The 16,208-nt window shown below is 73.0% G+C and carries 13 protein-coding genes; 7 read left to right on the top strand and 6 right to left on the bottom strand.

All coding sequences use genetic code 11. From position 1 onward, the window contains the following. Window positions 1-6 precede the first annotated feature (6 nt). Window positions 7-1,689, bottom strand: a complete 1,683-nt coding sequence (locus ACIBQZ_RS09455; protein ID WP_396088051.1) for a BTAD domain-containing putative transcriptional regulator — start codon at window positions 1,687-1,689, stop codon at window positions 7-9. A 164-nt stretch (window positions 1,690-1,853) separates the two neighbouring features. Between ACIBQZ_RS09455 and ACIBQZ_RS09450 the strand changes: the two genes are divergently transcribed. The 3 genes from ACIBQZ_RS09450 (at window position 1,854) to ACIBQZ_RS09440 (ending at window position 5,743) form a co-directional block, all read left to right on the top strand. Further along, on the top strand, window positions 1,854-2,660 hold the full coding sequence (locus ACIBQZ_RS09450; RefSeq protein WP_396088050.1) for a hypothetical protein: 807 nt from the start codon (window positions 1,854-1,856) through the stop codon (window positions 2,658-2,660). Between the two features lie 78 nt (window positions 2,661-2,738). Then, window positions 2,739-3,797: a lactonase family protein gene (locus tag ACIBQZ_RS09445; protein ID WP_396088049.1), complete on the top strand. Its 1,059-nt coding sequence runs from the start codon at window positions 2,739-2,741 to the stop codon at window positions 3,795-3,797. 248 nt (window positions 3,798-4,045) lie between these two features. After that, window positions 4,046-5,743 carry a VWA domain-containing protein gene (locus tag ACIBQZ_RS09440; protein WP_396088048.1) on the top strand — a complete coding sequence of 566 codons (1,698 nt, stop codon included), beginning with the start codon at window positions 4,046-4,048 and terminating at the stop codon, window positions 5,741-5,743. A gap of 59 nt (window positions 5,744-5,802) precedes the next feature. On the opposite strand, the gene ACIBQZ_RS09435 is transcribed toward ACIBQZ_RS09440, so the two are convergent. Continuing rightward, entirely contained in the window at window positions 5,803-6,933 is a 1,131-nt protein-coding gene (locus ACIBQZ_RS09435; protein ID WP_396088047.1) for a PP2C family protein-serine/threonine phosphatase, read from the bottom strand. 50 nt (window positions 6,934-6,983) lie between these two features. Here ACIBQZ_RS09435 and ACIBQZ_RS09430 point away from each other — a divergent pair, with 50 nt between their 5' ends. Continuing rightward, on the top strand, window positions 6,984-7,463 hold the full coding sequence (locus ACIBQZ_RS09430) for a MarR family winged helix-turn-helix transcriptional regulator (RefSeq protein WP_396088046.1): 480 nt from the start codon (window positions 6,984-6,986) through the stop codon (window positions 7,461-7,463). Between the two features lie 8 nt (window positions 7,464-7,471). On the opposite strand, the gene ACIBQZ_RS09425 is transcribed toward ACIBQZ_RS09430, so the two are convergent. Continuing rightward, the gene (locus ACIBQZ_RS09425) at window positions 7,472-8,641 is read right to left on the bottom strand and encodes an ROK family protein (protein WP_396088388.1); all 1,170 of its coding nucleotides are present in this window, start codon (window positions 8,639-8,641) and stop codon (window positions 7,472-7,474) included. 89 nt (window positions 8,642-8,730) lie between these two features. Between ACIBQZ_RS09425 and xylA the strand changes: the two genes are divergently transcribed. From xylA to ACIBQZ_RS09410, 3 genes are read left to right on the top strand one after another with little or no spacing between them, the layout of a single operon-like run. Next, a complete protein-coding gene (gene xylA, locus ACIBQZ_RS09420) occupies window positions 8,731-9,918 on the top strand; it encodes a xylose isomerase (RefSeq protein WP_396088045.1) in 1,188 nt (395 codons plus the stop codon). A gap of 41 nt (window positions 9,919-9,959) precedes the next feature. Then, window positions 9,960-11,375, top strand: a complete 1,416-nt coding sequence (gene xylB, locus ACIBQZ_RS09415) for a xylulokinase (RefSeq protein ID WP_396088044.1) — start codon at window positions 9,960-9,962, stop codon at window positions 11,373-11,375. Between the two features lie 10 nt (window positions 11,376-11,385). After that, window positions 11,386-12,792: an MFS transporter gene (locus ACIBQZ_RS09410; RefSeq protein ID WP_396088043.1), complete on the top strand. Its 1,407-nt coding sequence runs from the start codon at window positions 11,386-11,388 to the stop codon at window positions 12,790-12,792. Here the strand turns inward: ACIBQZ_RS09410 and ACIBQZ_RS09405 are convergent. Genes ACIBQZ_RS09405 through ACIBQZ_RS09395 form a run of 3 tightly spaced genes read right to left on the bottom strand, consistent with a single transcriptional unit; the run spans window position 12,770 to window position 16,132 of the window. Continuing rightward, window positions 12,770-14,401, bottom strand: a complete 1,632-nt coding sequence (locus ACIBQZ_RS09405; RefSeq protein WP_396088042.1) for an alpha-amylase family glycosyl hydrolase — start codon at window positions 14,399-14,401, stop codon at window positions 12,770-12,772. The two genes, ACIBQZ_RS09410 and ACIBQZ_RS09405, sit on opposite strands and share 23 nt — an antisense overlap. Before the next feature lie 38 nt (window positions 14,402-14,439). Further along, window positions 14,440-15,159, bottom strand: a complete 720-nt coding sequence (locus ACIBQZ_RS09400; protein ID WP_396088041.1) for an HD domain-containing protein — start codon at window positions 15,157-15,159, stop codon at window positions 14,440-14,442. Window positions 15,160-15,202: 43 nt separating this feature from the next. Further along, a complete protein-coding gene (locus tag ACIBQZ_RS09395; protein ID WP_396088040.1) occupies window positions 15,203-16,132 on the bottom strand; it encodes an MHYT domain-containing protein in 930 nt (309 codons plus the stop codon). Window positions 16,133-16,208 lie beyond the last annotated feature (76 nt).

Raw genomic sequence — 16,208 nt, 5'->3', positions numbered from 1 at the left:
GCGGGGTCAGCCGTAGCGGGCGGTGTGCGGCGGTAGCGGCGACGACCAGCCGCCGGGTGGCGTGCCGGTCGGCGCGGGTGGCAGGCAGATCAGCTTGCCGGCGAGCCGGTTCACCGTGCGCATCGGCAGCACGCCACGGACGACCAGATCCTCCGGCCGGGCGTACGGCCCGCGGTTCAGCCGGTCGATCACGATGCCGTGCGCCTGCTCGGAGCTGAGCCCGGGCAGCCGGGCCAGCTCGTGGCCGGGCACGTGGTTGACGTCGACCAGGCCGCCGTCGTCGAACGCGCGCAGCAGGTCCGGCCGGCCGACGCCGAGGCTGCGGGCCCGCTCCGGGTCGAAGGTCGCGAACTGGCGCGCCTGGTCGCGCAGGTTGCGGCTGTTCGGGCCGTCACCCGGGTGCGAGGCGAGCACCGCGCCGTGCACCGCCGAGCCGACCGCGATGGCGGCGAACAGCGCGAAGGCGAGCCATTCGGTCGGGTTGAGGTCGGGGCTGTCCGGCGGGCTCGGGTGCAGCGACGCGATGACCACGCCGACCACGAACAACCCCGCGTAGCCCAGCGCCACCAGGAACTGGCGCCGATCGCCGCGGCGGATGCCCGCGTAGACGAAGTAGATCCAGCTGCCGAACGAGCAGATGAGGATCGGCAGCAGCGCGGCCGCGACCACCTCGCCGGCCGGGATGCGCTGGTGCGACGGCGCGTACGCGGGCGGGGCCGGCGGCGTGAAACCCCAGGCCGGCGGGTGCACGGCCGGACGGGGCTCCGGCACCACCGCGGTGACGTCCGGCGGGATGTACGGCTGCACGTGGGTGTGCGGTGGCGCGGCGGCCGGCGGGGCGACCTCCGGCGAGGCGCGGGGCGCCGGGATGTCGTCGCTGTCCGCCCACGGGTCGACCGGCTCGGAGTAGAACGGCTCGCCACGCAGGATGCGCTTGTGCGTCTCCTGCATGCGTTCGCCCGGCTCGACGCCGAACTCCTCGAGGAAGTAGGCGCGGGCGTCGCGGAACGCGGCGAGCGCCTCGGCCTGCCGCCCGCCCTGGTGCAGCGCGATCATCAGCTGCGCGCGCAGGCCCTCGCGGAGCGGGAACTGCTCGACCAGCCGGACCAGGTCGGGCATCAGTCCGGTGTGGTTGCCGCGGGCCAGCTCGATGTCGGCCCACTTCTCCCAGGCGGTGGCCTGCGCCTCGGTGAGCCGGTTGCGGGCCGAGTCGAAGACCGGCCCGGTGAGCCCGGGCAGCGCCTCGCCCCGCCAGAGCGCCAGGGCGCGGCGCAGCGACTCGCCGGCCTCGGCCAGCCGGCCGGCCTTGCGGTCGGCGGAGGCCTGCGCCAGCCCGGCCTGGAAGCGGTCGGCGTCCAGGGCGCCCGGCTCGACGCGCAGCACGTATCCGCCGTTGGTCAGGGCGATCAGCTCGCCCGGGCTGCGGGGTGACCGTTCCGGCTCCAGCACCCGGCGCAGCCCGGCGACGTACTTCTGGACCACGTTGGCGCCGTTCTCCGGCGGTTCGTCGGCCCAGACCGCGTCGACGATCTGGTGGGTCGGCACCGGCCGGCCGGCGTGCAGCAGCAGCACCGCCAGCACGGCTCGCTGCTTGGCGGGCCCGAGGTCGAGCGGCTCGGCGCCGCGCAGTGCCCGGAGGTCACCGAGGATCTCGAACCTCAGCGCGGGATCCGACGGTGTGTCGGTCACCGCGACACCCCCCTTGAGCAGCCCAGATGTGAAACGGCAGCGGAACGGCAGCCGGCAGCAGCATAGCGGCAGCCGGATGGCAGCACTGTCCCCGAGGCTGCACTGCATCAACCCGACAGGCGGGCCGGTGCAGCCGGCCGCCGCGTGTGAGAAAGCGAAGGCTGATGAGAGTTTCTGAGGTGCGGCGGGCCGGCCTGGGTGTGCTGCTCGCGGTGGGTGTCGCGGTCGCCGGCGGCTGCGGTGTCGCGGATGCCGTCAAGGACGCGGCGCCCGCCGCCGACAAGCCGCTCGGACCGCGGGACACGCTGCTGGCGTCGCTGCCGGACGCCTCGACCGGCAGCTTCCGGTTCACCGTCGAGGACGGCGAGACCCCGACCGCGGGGGAGATCAACGCGGGCGAGCAGAGCTACCGGGTGGGCTTCCGGTACCGGGAGCCGGAGGCGGGCTTCACCATGCTGTCGGACTTCCTGGTGGTGCGGAAGCAGTCCTGGATCAAGATCCGGTTCACCGGCACCAAGGGCCTGACCGGGCTGCCCGAGCTGCCGAAGAAGTGGATGCTGCTCGACCCGGCGAAGGTCAAGGGCGACGACGTTCCGCTGGCGTACGACAACGAGACCGATCCGGGCGAGGCCGGCGCGGTGCTGCGGGCGATCGTCGATGTCGAGCAGACCGGCCCCGGCCGCTTCGCCGGCACCACCGACCTGACCCAGCAGGGCGAGGCGGAGATCGTCGACGCCGCCCGGCTGCGGGCACTGGGGCAGAAGGCCAAGGCGGTGCCGTTCGAGGCGACCGTGGACAGCCAGGGCCGGCTGACCTCGACGGTGGTGCGGATCCCGGCCGCCGGCAAGACCAAGGCCGGCCGGTACGAGATCAAGTACACCGGCTACGGCGCCACGCCGACCCCGGCCGTACCCGCGGCGGACCAGCAGCAGCGGGCCACCGACAAGGCCTACGAGCTGCTGAACGCCTGAGGTACGGGCGCAGCGGCGGTCGCGCGGGTCGGACGGGGGTCCGCGCGGCCGCCCCGCCCGCGTGATTGGATCTGGGGCATGGGCGCGAACGACGAGTACGTCTTCCTCGGCTGCTACACCGGTGAGAGCGGTGGCGAGGGCGAGGGCATCGCGCTGCTGCGGCGTGATCCGGCCACCGGCGACCTGACCCGGCTGGGCCTCGCCGCCCGCACCCCCTCACCGTCCTTCCTGGCCCAGCACCCGCGGCTCCCGGTGCTGTACGCGGTCAACGAGCTGGACGCCGGCACGGTGAGCGCCTTCGCGGTCGCCGCCGACGCCTCCCTGACCCCGCTGGCCGTGCAGTCGACCGGTGGTGCCGCGCCCTGCCACCTCGCGGTCTCCGCCGACGGGCGGCACCTGCTGGTGGCCAACTACACCAGCGGCAGCGTGTCCGTGCACCCGCTCGACGCCGACGGGGTGCCGGGCGAGCACTGCGATCTGCTCCCGCTGGCGGGGCAGGGCCCGGTCGCGGACCGCCAGGAGGCCCCGCACGCGCACATGGTCGCGCCGGACCCGAACGGGCCGGAGGTGCTGATCGCCGACCTGGGCTCGGACCGGGTGTGGCGAGCCCGCCTCGATCCCGTCTCGGGGCGGCTGATCCTCGTCGGCGCGGCCGTGGCGGCGGAGCCCGGCACCGGCCCGCGGCACCTGCGGCACTCGATCGACGGGGCCCTGCTGCTGGTCGGCGAGCTGGCCGGCAACCTGAGCTGGTACCGGCCGGACCCGGCGGACGGCAGCCTGCGCCTGGCCGGCGCCGTGCCGGCCAGCGCGGACAAGGCGAACTTCCCGTCGGAGCTGGCCGCGGGCCGCGACGGCCGCTTCGTGTACGTGGCCAACCGTGGGCCCGACACGGTCTCCGTCTTCGCCTGGGCGCCCGAGGGCGGCACGCTGATCGCCGAGGTGGTCACCGGCGGGCAGTGGCCGCGGCACCTGGCCCTGCTCGGTGATCACCTCTATGTAGCGAACGAGCGATCACAGAACGTCACTGTCTTCCGGATCGACCCCGACACGGGCATCCCGCAGGCGCAGGGCGAGCCGGTGGCCGAGGGCAGCCCGACGTGCGTGCTGCGCTGGCAACCCATCCGGATCGATCGATAACCGGGAAGCGGACACCAGCGGAGTGTCGTCACGTACCGCCGAAATCCGGCAAGGCGCGCGGAGAAGTGCGCACTGCGCGGAACGACTCCATCACGCAACGTGAATTAGGTACGTGAAAAATCCAATCCGAGTAACTTTCGTCCGAACGTATATGGCATTCAGGTCCGGTACTGCGCAGTATGGAGCGCGTGTCAGGCCGCCATCGCAGAAACTTCAATCTCAGGGGAGCCGGCGTCGTCGCATCCGCGATGGCGATCGTGGTCGTCCTCGCTGGTTCCTGGCTCGGCTATCAGAGTCTCGCTGACGACAAGTGCTCCGGTCAGATCAAGCTGTCCGTCGCTGCCGCCACCGAGATCGCCCCCGCCGTGGAGCGCGCTGCCCAGCAGTGGAGCACCGGCGGTGCCAACGTCAACGGAACCTGTGTCGCCGTGAACGTGACCGGCGTCAACCCCGCGACCACGGCCTCGGCCGTGGCGCTCAAGCACGGCGTCGCACTCACCGGGCTCGGCCCCGCCGGCAAGTCGGCGGCCGTCCCGGACGTGTGGATCCCGGACTCGTCGACGTGGCTGCTCCGGCTGCGCTCGGAGGCGTCCGGATTCGTGCCCACCGACGGCAAGTCGATCGCGCAGAGCCCGGTTGTCGTCGCCATGCCCGAGCCCGTCGCCCAGCAGGTCGGCTGGCCGGACAAGAAGCTCGGCTGGTCCGACCTGGTGACGAAGATGACCACCGGCAACTCGCTGCGGACCGGCATCGTCGACCCGACCCGCGACGCGGCCGGGCTGGCCGGCCTGCTCGCGCTGGGCAGCGCGACCGGCTCCGAGCCGGAGGCCAAGGCCGCCCAGGTCGGCGCCCTGCGCGCGCTGGCGGCCGGCAGTTCCTCGCTGCGCGACGACCTGCTGCAGAAGTTCCCCCGCTCGCTCGACGCGGCGGACCTGGCCAGCAGCATCAGCGCCGCGCCGCTGTCCGAGGAGGACGTGGTCGCCTACAACGCGGAACGCCCGCAGGTGAAGCTCGCCGCGCTCTACCTCGACCCGACCCCGCCCGCGCTGGACTACCCGTTCGCGGTCATGCCGGAGGTCGACCTGACCAAGTCGGCGGCCGCGACCGGCCTGCGCGAGGCGCTGGAGCAGGCCAGCTTCAAGAACGAGCTGGCCGCGTCCGGCCTGCGGGCCGCGGACGGCACGGTCGGCACCGGCTTCGCCGCGCCGGTCGGCGCGCCGCAGGCCTCGCCCGCCGCGGCGGCGGGCAGCGGCACCGAGGGCACCGCCGCGGGCGGTCTCGACGCCGGTGCGCTCAACCGGGCGCTGGGCAGCTGGGCCGCGATCACGCTGCCGGGCCGCGCGCTGGCCGTCTTCGACGTCTCCGGCTCGATGCTCACCAAGGTGCCGACGGCCGGTGGCCTGACCCGCGCCGAGGTGACCCGCCGGGCCGCCGCCCAGGGTCTCGCCCTGTTCGACGACAAGTGGGCGGTCGGCACCTGGGTCTTCTCCACCGAGCTGGAGGGCAAGCGGGCCTGGCGTGAGATCGAGCCGATCAGCCCGCTGTCCTCGAGCCGGGCCCAGCTACAGGCGTCGATCCAGCAGATCAAGCCCAAGGTCGGCGGCCAGACCGGCCTGTACGACACCGCCCTCGCGGCGTACAAGAACGTGCAGGACAGCTGGCAGGCGGGCCGGGTCAACTCGGTGCTGCTCTTCACCGACGGCGCCAACAAGAACCCGGACGGGATCAGCCGGTCCACCCTGGTGTCGGAGCTGAAGAAGGCGAACGACCCGAGGCGCCCGGTGCGCATGGTGATCATCGGTATCGGCAACGAGGTCGACCGGGGTGAGCTCGAGGCGATCGCCAAGGCCACCAGCGCCGGCGGCGTGTTCGTCGCGCCGGACCCCGCGAAGATCGCCGACATCTTCCTGGAGGCCATCTCGTCCCGCTCGGGCGCCGCGAGCTGACCCGCTGAGGACACCACGGCCGCCGGCACCCCATCTGGGAGCCGGCGGCCGTCGCCGTTTCACCCGCCGGTGCCGGTCCAGTCCAGGCAGACGGCCACCGCGTCGTCGTCCAGGTCGCCACCGACGAAGGTCCGCAGCTCGCCGAGGAGCGAGCGGACCGCCTGCAGCGGCGCCAGCGTGCCGGTGCGGCGGACGAAGCGGTGCAGCGCGGACTCGCCGTAGCGGTTGTTCTCCCGGCCGGCGTCGGACACGCCGTCGCTGACAATGAAGAGCCGGTCGCCGGCCCGCAGGGTGAACGACTGCGGCGTGTACTGCGAGGTCTCGAACATCCCGAGCGGGAACTGCGCGTCGAGCGGCTGGTCCAGCACCTCGCCGCCGCGCAGCAGCAGCATCCGCGGTGAGCCGGCGTCGACCGCCTGCAGCTCACCGGTCGCCAGCTCCAGCTCCAGCAGCAGCGTCTCCACGTGCAGGTCGCCGCGGTGCTGGGCGAAGACCGCCTGGTCGGCGAGGGAGGCCTGGTCGGCCAGCGAGAGCCCGGCGCGGCGGGCGTTGCGCAACGCGTACGTGGCCAGCGACGTCAACAGCGCGGCGTCCATCCCGTCGCCGTTGCCGTTGAGCACGCTGAGGTAGAGCCGCCCGTCCTGCTCGGCCCAGTCGAAGCTGTCGCCGTTGACCGCGTACGAGGGTTCGAGCTGACCGGCGAGGCTGAACGCCGGGCCGCTGCGGCTGCGCCCGGGCAGCAGCCCCCACTGCAGCTCCGCGGCCAGGGTGAGCCGGGTGGTGCGGGCCGCCACCGCATACCGGTCGGTGCCCGCGGCCGCCGCCTGCAGCTCGTGGCCGAGCATGGTGGCGATCTCGGCGAGCTCGGCCCGGGTGGCCTCGTCCTCGGGGGCCGGCGTGTATCGCAGCACACCCATCCGTTCCCCGCGCGCGGTGACCGGCACGTAGCAGACGTGTCCGGCGGTGACCTCGGCCTGGTGGTCGAACGAGCGCCAGGCCGGGTCGCCGGGACGGGTGACCGGCGGGCCGTCGAGCAGCGGCAGCAGGGCGGCCAGGCGATAGTCCACCAGCAGCAGCTCCAGGCCGGTGACCGCATACTCCTTGGTGACCGTCTCGGCGAGGCACTCGACCAGGCGATCGGCCGGTGTGCCGAGCAGGGCCCGCCGGACGACGGTCAATCGGTCGGTCACGGTTTCCACCCCTCGACAGGCTCCGGCGTACGGGTAGTCTCTGCTGCACCATGGCCGAACACCATGGGCCGGACGGGCCGGACCCGATGCGCGCCGCGGCGGTCGACGACGCCGCGCCCGCACTGCTGGCCGCGTGGGACATCGCGCGGCAGCGGGCCACTCCGCTGCTCTCCGGCCCTCAGCTGAGCGCTCTGCTCGTCGTCGAACGGGAAGAGGGCATCAACCTGCGCGGGCTCGCGACGCAGCTGCGGATGATCCTCTCCTCGGCGAGCCGGCTCTGCGACCGCCTGGTGGCCGCCGGCATGGTGGAGCGGGCCCCGGGCCGGGCCGACCGCCGCGAGATCGCGTTGTTCCTCACACCCTCGTCGCGGCAGTTGCTGGACGACCTGCGGACCACCCGCCGCGAGCTGTTGACCGAGGTGCTGCAGCGGATGACGCCGGCCGGCCGGGCCGCCCTGCTCCGCGGCCTGACCGAGTTCGCCGCCGTCGCCGACCCGGAGGCGCCGGGCGCGGCGATCCGCTCGGCCTGACCGCGGCCTCACCGGCGGCGGGCCAGCCAGGCCGCCGGGTCGTCCAGCACCGTACGCAGCACCGAGCCGGCCGCGCCCAGCATCGCCGCGTCCGGACCGAGGGTGGCGGCGATGAGCTGCACCGGCGACCAGGCCGCGGTGAGCACCCTGCGGCCCGCCTCGGCGGCGATCCCGTCGCGCAGCCACGGCAGCAGCGAGGCATAGCTGCCGCCGAGCACGATCGTCCGGACGTCGAGCAGGTTGACCACGGTGGCGACGGCCACGCCGAGCGCCGCCCCCGCGGCGGTGAGGGCGGCCAGCGCCGCGGGCTGCCCGGCGGCTGCGGCACGCGCCAGGGCGGGAACGTCGGTGGCGCCGGCGGCGCGGAGCACAGCTTCCTGACCCGCGTACTGCTCCAGGCAGCCGCGGGCGCCGCACCGGCAGGCGGGGCCGTCGGGGTTGATCGGGATGTGCCCGATCTCGCCGCTCCACCCGCGGGAGCCGCGGTAGAGCGCGCCGTCGAGCACGATGCCGGCGCCGATGCCGATCTCACCGGAGACGTAGACGAAGTCGCGGGGCAGCTCGCCGAGGTCGAGCTCGCCGAGCGCGGCGAGGTTGGCCTCGTTGTCCACGGTCATCGCCAGCCCGTCGGGCAGGTCGCCGACGGTGACGTCCTGCCAGCCGAGGTTCGGGGCGATCCGCACGACGCCGCCCGCCGCCACCAGACCGGGCACGGCCAGGGCGGCCCCGGCGATGGTGAGCCCGTCCGCCTCGGCCAGCTGCCGGGCCCGGGCGGCGAGCCGGCCCAGCCCGGCGATCGTGCTCCGCGGCTCCGCCAGCCGCTGGTCGCCGGGCTCCATCAGGCGGTGCCGGACGGTGCCGGCCAGGTCGACCACGCAGGCGCCCCGGTAGTCGACGTTGATCTCCAGACCCAGCCCGGCCGGGCCGTCCGGGGCGACCGCGAGGCCCACGGCGGGCCGGCCGGCGCCGGTGCGGGGCGCCGGCTCGTGCTCGGTGAGCAGGGCGCCGGTGACGAGGTCGTCCACCAGCGCGGAGACGGTGGCGCGGGTGAGCCCGGTGGCGCTCGCCACCGATGCCCGAGATATCGGATCTGCGCTGTTTGCCACGGTACGCAGCACGAGCGCGAGATTATGGGCCCGCACGCTTGATTGCCGGACCGGGGACCCCGTGGCACTCATCATCCGGCCCGTCACGCCCTTGACAATGCCACACGGTGCTCAAATAATTCAACCAATAAACAAATCAGCTCTGTTACGTGGAGGTAACCGTGTCGGTCCAGCCCACGCGCGAAGACAAGTTCTCATTCGGCCTCTGGACCGTGGGGTGGCAGGCCCGCGACCCGTTCGGAGACGCCACCCGGGGCCCGCTCGACCCGATCGAGGCCGTGCACAAGCTCTCCGAGCTGGGTGCCTACGGCATCACGTTCCACGACGACGACCTCGTCCCGTTCGGCTCCGACGCGCACACCCGCGACGGCGTCATCGCCAACTTCAAGAAGGCGCTCGAGGAGACCGGCATGGTGGTGCCGATGGTGACCACCAACCTGTTCACCCATCCGGTCTTCAAGGACGGCGGCTTCACCAGCAACGACCGCGGCGTCCGGCGTTACGCGCTGCGCAAGGTGCTGCGCAACATGGACCTCGCCGCCGAGCTGGGCGCCAAGACGTTCGTGCTGTGGGGCGGCCGCGAGGGCGCCGAGTACGACGCGGCCAAGGACGTGCAGGCGGCGCTCGACCGCTACCGCGAGGGCCTGAACCTGATCGCCCAGTATTCCGAGGATCGCGGCTACGGCCTGCGGTTCGCCATCGAGCCCAAGCCCAACGAGCCGCGCGGCGACATCCTGCTGCCGACCGCCGGGCACGCCATCGCGTTCGTGCACGACCTGGAGCGCCCGGAGCTGTTCGGGATCAACCCCGAGGTCGGCCACGAGCAGATGTCGAACCTCAACTTCACCCACGGCATCGCCCAGGCGCTGTGGCACGGCAAGCTCTTCCACATCGACCTCAACGGCCAGCACGGCCCCAAGTTCGACCAGGACCTGGTCTTCGGCCACGGCGACCTGCTGAACGCGTTCTCGCTGGTCGACCTGCTGGAGCACGGCGGACCCGGCGGCGGCCCCGGCTACGACGGACCGCGGCACTTCGACTACAAGCCCTCGCGCACCGAGGACTACACCGGCGTCTGGGAGTCGGCGAAGGCCAACATGCGGATGTACCTGCTGCTCAAGGAGCGGGCGCAGGCGTTCCGGGCGGACCCCGCGGTGCAGGAGGCGCTCGCCGCCAGCAAGGTCCTCGAGCTGTCGACCCCGACGCTGAGCCCCGGCGAGACCTACGCCGACCTGCTCAACGACCGCGGCGCGTTCGAGGACTACGACGTGGACGCGGCCGGTGCCCAGGGCTACCACTTCGTCCGGTTGCACCAGCTCGCCATCGATCACCTGCTGCGCGCCAACTGACCCTGCTGGAAACAACGGACACATAGCGGAAGATGGACACCATGACGCTGGTAGCCGGGATCGACTCCTCCACACAGTCCTGCAAGGTGGTCATCCGTGACGCCGAGACCGGCAAGCTGGTCCGGCAGGGACGGGCGACCCACCCCGACGGGACGGAGGTGCATCCCGACGCCTGGTGGGCCGCGCTCCAGCAGGCGATCGACGAGGCCGGTGGCCTGGACGACGTGGCTGCCGCCTCGGTCGCCGGCCAGCAGCACGGCATGGTGGTCCTGGACTCCAACGGCGAGGTCGTGCGTCCGGCGCTGCTGTGGAACGACACCCGCAGCGCCGGCGCCGCCGCCGACCTGATCGACGACCTCGGTGGCGGCGACAAGGGCCGGCAGGCCTGGGTCGACGCCGTCGGGATCGTCCCGGTGGCCAGCTTCACCCTCACCAAACTGCGCTGGCTGGCCCGCAACGAGCCGGAGCACGCGGCCCGGGTGGCCGCGGTCTGCCTGCCGCACGACTGGCTGACCTGGAAGCTCTCCGGTGCGCACGGCCTGGAGTCGCTGCGCACCGACCGCAGCGACGCCAGCGGCACCCTCTACTGGTCCGCCAAGACCGACCAGTACCGCCACGACCTGCTGGAACTCGGCTTCGGCCGGCGGCTGATCGTGCCCGAGGTGCTCGGCCCCACCGGGATCGCCGGGCACCTGCCCCACGGCGCACCGCTGGGCCCGGGCGCCGGCGACAACGCCGCCGCGGGCCTCGGCGCGGGTGCGCTGCCCGGTGACGTGGTCATCTCGATCGGCACCTCCGGCACGGTGTTCGTCTCCTCCGACGTCGCCCCGGACGACCCCAGCGGCGCCGTCTCCGGCTTCGCCGACACCACCGGCCGGTTCCTGCCGATCGTCGTCACGCTCAATGCGGCCCGGGTGCTCGACGCGGCGACCAAGCTGCTCGGGGTCGACCACAACGAGCTGTCCCGGCTCGCGCTCTCCGCGCCCGCCGGGGCGGACGGGCTGGTGCTGATCCCGTACCTGGAGGGGGAGCGCACCCCGAACCGGCCGAACGCCACCGGCGCCGTGCACGGCCTGACCCTGCGCACCGCGGACCCCGCGCACCTGGCCCGGGCCGCGGTCGAGGGCATGCTCTGCGCGCTTGCCGACGGGCTGGACGCCCTGGTCGCCCAGGGTGCGACGGCCAACCGCATCGTGCTGGTCGGCGGCGGCGCCCGCAGCGAGGCGGTCCGCCGCGTCGCGCCGGCCCTGTTCGGCCTGCCGGTGCTGGTCCCCCCGCCCGGCGAGTACGTCGCGGACGGGGCCGCCCGCCAGGCCGCGTGGGTCACCGTGGGCGGTGACCTGCCGCCGACGTGGTCCGCCGAAACCCCCGAGGTGTACGAGGACAGCAGCGTCCCGCTCATCCGCGAGCAGTACGCCGCCGCCCGCGACTCCGTGATCGACAGGCAGCCCCGCTAACCTCTGTCGCGTGAGTAGCCGCGGAGGGCCGGCGCATCGCGCGTACAGCGTGATCGTCTTTGTCATCCTCGCGTCCCTGGACAACGTGGCGATCAACCTCGTCCCCCCGCTCTACGGCAGCATTGCCGACGCCTACGCGGTCGGCGAGGGCCGGATCGCGCTCGCCACCACGGTGATGTTCCTGATCAGCGCGGTGGCCGCGATCGGCTGGGCGTACGCGGGCGACCGGCTCAACCGCAAGCCGGTGCTGATCGCCGGCACGCTGATCTGGGTGGCCGGCACCGCCTGGTCGGGCGTGGCCGAGGGCTACCCGTCGTTCCTGGCCTCCCAGGCGCTGGCGGCGATCGGCCTGGGCGGGGTGGCCAGCGTCAGCTTCTCCGTGGTCAGCGACCTGATCTCGCCGCGGCGCCGGGGCCTGGTGATGAGCTTCTGGGGCCTGTCGCAGGGCGTCGGCACGCTCATCGGCACGCTGCTGGCCGGGGTGCTCGGCTCCACCGACTGGCGGCGGCCGTTCCTGGTGGTGGCCGTGGCCGGGGTGCTCGCCACGGTGGCCTACCTCTTCACCTACGACGTGCCCCGCGGCGACAGCCAGCCGGAGCTGGCCGGCGTCGAGTACGACGAGCGGATCCACCACGACCACCTGCCCCGGATCCTGGGCCGGCGCACCAACATCTGGCTGATCCTGCAGGGCGGCACCGCGCAGATCGCGTTCGGCTCGCTCGTGTGGCTGCCGGTGCTGTTCCGTTCCCGCGCCGAGGACCAGGGCTACGGCACGGCCACCGCGGTGATCGTGGGCAGCGTGTTCGCCACGTTGTTCCAGCTCGGCGGGGCGCTGTCGATCCTGGGCGGGATGATCGGCGACCGGCTGCAACGCCGTACCCCGCGGGGCCGGGCGCTGGTCGCGGCCGTGGGTGTGCTCGCCGCCGTGCCCTTCTACGTGGTGCTGTTCTTCGTCCCGTTCCGGATCGACGTGCCGGACGGCGGCAGCGCCGGCGCCGTCGTGCTGGCCATCCTCGGCCAGGTCGTCACCGAGCCGACTGTCGGGCTGAGCCTCGCCACCGCGATCTTCGCGCTGGCGCTGACCTCGGCCAACTCGCCGAACTGGTTCGCGCTGATCGCCGACGTCAACCCGCCGGAGCACCGCGGCACCGTCTACAGCCTGGGCAACCTGGTCAACGGTTTCGGCCGGGCCGGCGGCAACGCGCTGGTCGGGCTCACCTTCCGGCAGCTGGCCGGCGCGTTCCCGCCGCCGCTGAACTACGCGGTCGGGCTGGCCGCGTTCCAGTTCTTCTTCGTCCCGACCGGGGTCATGTACTGGCTGGCCAGCCGGACGGTGGCCAGGGACATGGCGGACACCCATGCGGCCCTGGCCACCTACGGCAAGCGGGCGGAGGTCAGACCCGCGCCCACACCGTGACGTCCTGCGGCACCCGGCCGTCGGCGTCGAGCGGCTCGCTGGAGAGCTGCACCCGGGCGTTGAGCGGCAGCTCGGCCGGCGTGTCCCCGAAGTTGGTCAGCACCAGCAGCTCGCCGTTGCGGAACGCCAGCACGTCAGCCGGGGTGTCCACCCAGCGCAGCGTGCCCGCGCCCAGCTGGTGGGCGGCCCGCAGGCGCAGCGCCGACCGGTAGAGCTCGTACGTGGAGCCGGCCACGCCGCGCTGGCGGTCCAGGGCGTACTCGGCCCAGACCGGGGGCTGCGGCAGCCAGCTGGCGTCGGTGGGACCGAAGCCGTACGACGGCGCGTCGGCCTCCCACGGCAACGGCACCCGGCAGCCGTCGCGGCCCCGCTCGGTGTGCCCGGACCGGAACCAGGCCGGGTCCTGCCGGTAGCTGTCGGGGATCTCGGTCGCCTCCGGCAGCCCCAGCTCCTCACCCTGGTAGAGGTACGCGGAGCCGGGCAGCGCCAGCATCTGCAGCGACGCCGCGCGGGCCCGGCGCAGTCCCAGCGCCACGTCCGGCTGCGGGTCGCCGATGCCGATGCCGATCTTGCGGGGCTCGCCGACCGGGTAGCCGAGCCGGGTGGCGTGCCGCACCACGTCGTGGTTGGAGAGCACCCAGGTGGTGGGCGCGCCGACGGTGGCGTTGGCGGCCGTGGTGGTGTCGATGACCTTGCGCAGCGGGTCGGCGGACCAGGGCGTGTCCAGGTACTCGAAGTTGAACGCCTGGTGCATCTCGTCCGGCCGGACGTAGCGGGCCAGCCGGTCGGCGGGCTGCACCCAGGCCTCGGCGACCAGGATCCGGCCGCCCTCGTACTGGTTGAGCACGGCCCGCCACTGCCGGTAGATCTCGTGCACGCCGTCCTGGTCCCACATCGGCGGCGGCGGGGCGCCCTCGGGGGCTAGGCCGCCGAGGATCTCGCCGGCGTAGTGCCAGTCGGCCAGGTCGGCGTCCTTGATCAGCCCGTGCGCCACGTCGACCCGGAAGCCGTCGACGCCCCGGTCCAGCCAGAACCGCAGCACCGAGACGAACTCCGCGCGGACGTCCGGGTTGCCCCAGTTGAGGTCCGGCTGCGTGACGTCGAACAGGTGCAGATACCACTGGCCGTCCGGGGTGCGTTCCCAGGCCGGGCCGCCGAAGACGCTCTGCCAGCCGTTCGGCGGCTCGCTGCCGTCCGGGCCGCGGCCGTCGCGGAAGATGTAGCGCTCGCGCTCCGGGCTGCCGGGCGCCGCGGCCAGCGCGGCACGGAACCAGGCGTGCTCGTCGGAGGTGTGGTTCGGCACCAGGTCGACGATGACCTTCAGGCCGAGCGCCTTCGCCTCGCCGATCATCTTGTCGGCGTCGCCCAGGTCGCCGAAGATCGGGTCGACCGCGCGGTAGTCGGCCACGTCGTAGCCGGCGTCGTGCTGCGGCGACGGGTAGAACGGCGAGAGCCACACCGCGTCCACGCCGAGGTGCCGCAGGTCGCTCAGGCGGGTCGTGATGCCGGGCAGATCGCCCATCCCGTCGCCGTTGCTGTCGGCGAAGGAGCGGGGGTAGATCTGGTAGATGACGGCGCTGCGCCACCAGTCAGTCGTGGGGGATGGCATGTCACCCAGGCTAGCCGCGATGCCCGCGCCGGAGCGGGTCAGCCGTCCAGAATCGCGGCGAACCGCTCTTCTGCTAAATCGAGTTGGTCCAGGATGTGGTCCTTCGCGGCGACGGACAGCGGGGTGTCCGGGCGGCCGACCAGCTCGCGCAGCTTCGGCACCAGCGGCCGGTACTTGATCGCCGAGCTGCGAGCCTTGTCATAGGTGGTGTGGATGACACCGACGCCGTTGTCGGTGAAGTCCGAGACCTTGATGACCCGGGCCCACGGGTCGCGTTCCAGGCTGTCCGCCACGTGCGCGCGGTACTGCTCGTGCCGGTCGCGTTCCGGGTCGTACTCCGGGTTGGTCACCGAGCGGACCAGCTCGGCCATCCGCGGGGTGAACCGCCGGGCCAGCTCGGCCACCGCCGCGTCGGTCAGCTCCTGATGGCTCAGCGCCGGGCTGAGCCCGGCCAGCTCCGCCGGATGGTCCTCGACCGCGTCGTGCAGCAGCGCGGCGGTGAGCACGTCCACGTCGTGGATGCCGTAGTAGCGGATGATCCGGATCGCGACCCGGAGCAGATGGTTCAGGTACGGCTCGCGGACCCGCCGGTCGTCGGCGTGCAGCCGGGCGGCCAGCTCCAGCGCCTGCTCGAGCTGCTGCCGGTCGTCCGGTGGGAAGTCGAGCAGCTCGAGGGAGAACCGCTCGCGCAGGCCCGCCTCGCCGTACACCTCGGTGATCGCGTGCAACGGCATCGACAGCAGCATCCTTGGCGCCATGCCGATCAGGTATACCGGACTCCGCGGTCGCGTGGGCGGGCGATCAGGAAGGGACGTCGATCAGCGGCTCGTCCGCCACGGGCTTGGGCCGCGGCGGGACCGGGCGCGGGGAGGGCCGGACCCCGGGCGACGGACGGCTGCCGGGGGTGCGCCGCATCGCCGCGTTCATCGACGCCTGCTTGAGCGACCAGGGGTTCTCGGCGTGCATCCCGCGGCGCGGCACCCCGTCGCCCTCGGTGAACTCCTCATCGGTCATCGCCTGCAGCGCACTGAGCGCGACGCCGAGGATCAGCGCGGCACTGACCAGCGTGATCGGCACGATCATGAGCAGCGGCCGGATGCCGCTCACGGCGGTGGAGACGGACGGGCTGAGCTCCACCGACACGCTCGCCATCCCGGTGTAGTGCATGCCGAAGACGGCCAGGCCCATCAGCGCGGCCGCGCCGGTCATCGCGCCCAGCCCCTTGACCGACACGGCGAACCAGAGCGCGGCGGTGCAGGCCGCGACGGCGATGACGCCGGAGACGACGACCAGCGCCGGCTGGAAGTGGATCCGGCCGGAGACGTGCAGGCCGGACATCCCGGTGTAGTGCATGCCGAGCACGCCGATGCCGGTGAAGAAGCCGGCCACGGCGATCTTCGGCACGCTGCGGCGGCCGTGGCCGACGACCATCAGGCCGATGCCCACGGCGACGACCGACAGGCCGAGGCTGGCCATGGTGAACCACGGGTTGTACCGCACCGGGCTCTGCGGCACGTCGAAGCCCAGCATCGCGGTGAAGTGCATGAGCCAGATGCCCGCCCCGCCGAGCGAGAACGCGGCGATGATCAGCCAGCGGTTGCGGCGGCCGCGGGAGCGGGCGCTGCGCGCCCGGCCGGTGGCGAGCAGGCCGAGGAAGGACCCCAGGACCGCGAGCAGGTACGCCGCGATCGGATTGAAGGCCCCATAGGTGAAGTGATGGACCTCGGCCACGTTGTCGTCACGCCCTCACGAACATCGGGAACAGTTCGCAGAGGATTACGCCATACGTCCGATGTGGGGCATCGCA

The sequence above is a fragment of the Actinoplanes sp. NPDC049599 genome (assembly GCF_044465625.1).
Lineage (GTDB): Bacteria > Actinomycetota > Actinomycetes > Mycobacteriales > Micromonosporaceae > Actinoplanes.
Note: the sequence above shows the minus strand (reverse complement) of the source record. Positions and strands in the feature narration are given on the sequence as shown.

Excerpts from the sequence above, each read along its gene's own strand:
- ACIBQZ_RS09400 (WP_396088041.1), bottom strand. The coding sequence starts at position 15,159 with ATGGCGCCAAGGATGCTGCTGTCGATGCCGTTGCACGCGATCACCGAG.
- ACIBQZ_RS09425 (WP_396088388.1), bottom strand. The coding sequence starts at position 8,641 with ATGAGTGCCACGGGGTCCCCGGTCCGGCAATCAAGCGTGCGGGCCCAT.
- ACIBQZ_RS09440 (WP_396088048.1), top strand. The coding sequence starts at position 4,046 with ATGGCGATCGTGGTCGTCCTCGCTGGTTCCTGGCTCGGCTATCAGAGT.
- ACIBQZ_RS09450 (WP_396088050.1), top strand. The coding sequence starts at position 1,854 with ATGAGAGTTTCTGAGGTGCGGCGGGCCGGCCTGGGTGTGCTGCTCGCG.
- ACIBQZ_RS09430 (WP_396088046.1), top strand. The coding sequence starts at position 6,984 with ATGGCCGAACACCATGGGCCGGACGGGCCGGACCCGATGCGCGCCGCG.
- ACIBQZ_RS09405 (WP_396088042.1), bottom strand. The coding sequence starts at position 14,401 with ATGCCATCCCCCACGACTGACTGGTGGCGCAGCGCCGTCATCTACCAG.
- ACIBQZ_RS09445 (WP_396088049.1), top strand. The coding sequence starts at position 2,739 with ATGGGCGCGAACGACGAGTACGTCTTCCTCGGCTGCTACACCGGTGAG.
- xylB (WP_396088044.1), top strand. The coding sequence starts at position 9,960 with ATGACGCTGGTAGCCGGGATCGACTCCTCCACACAGTCCTGCAAGGTG.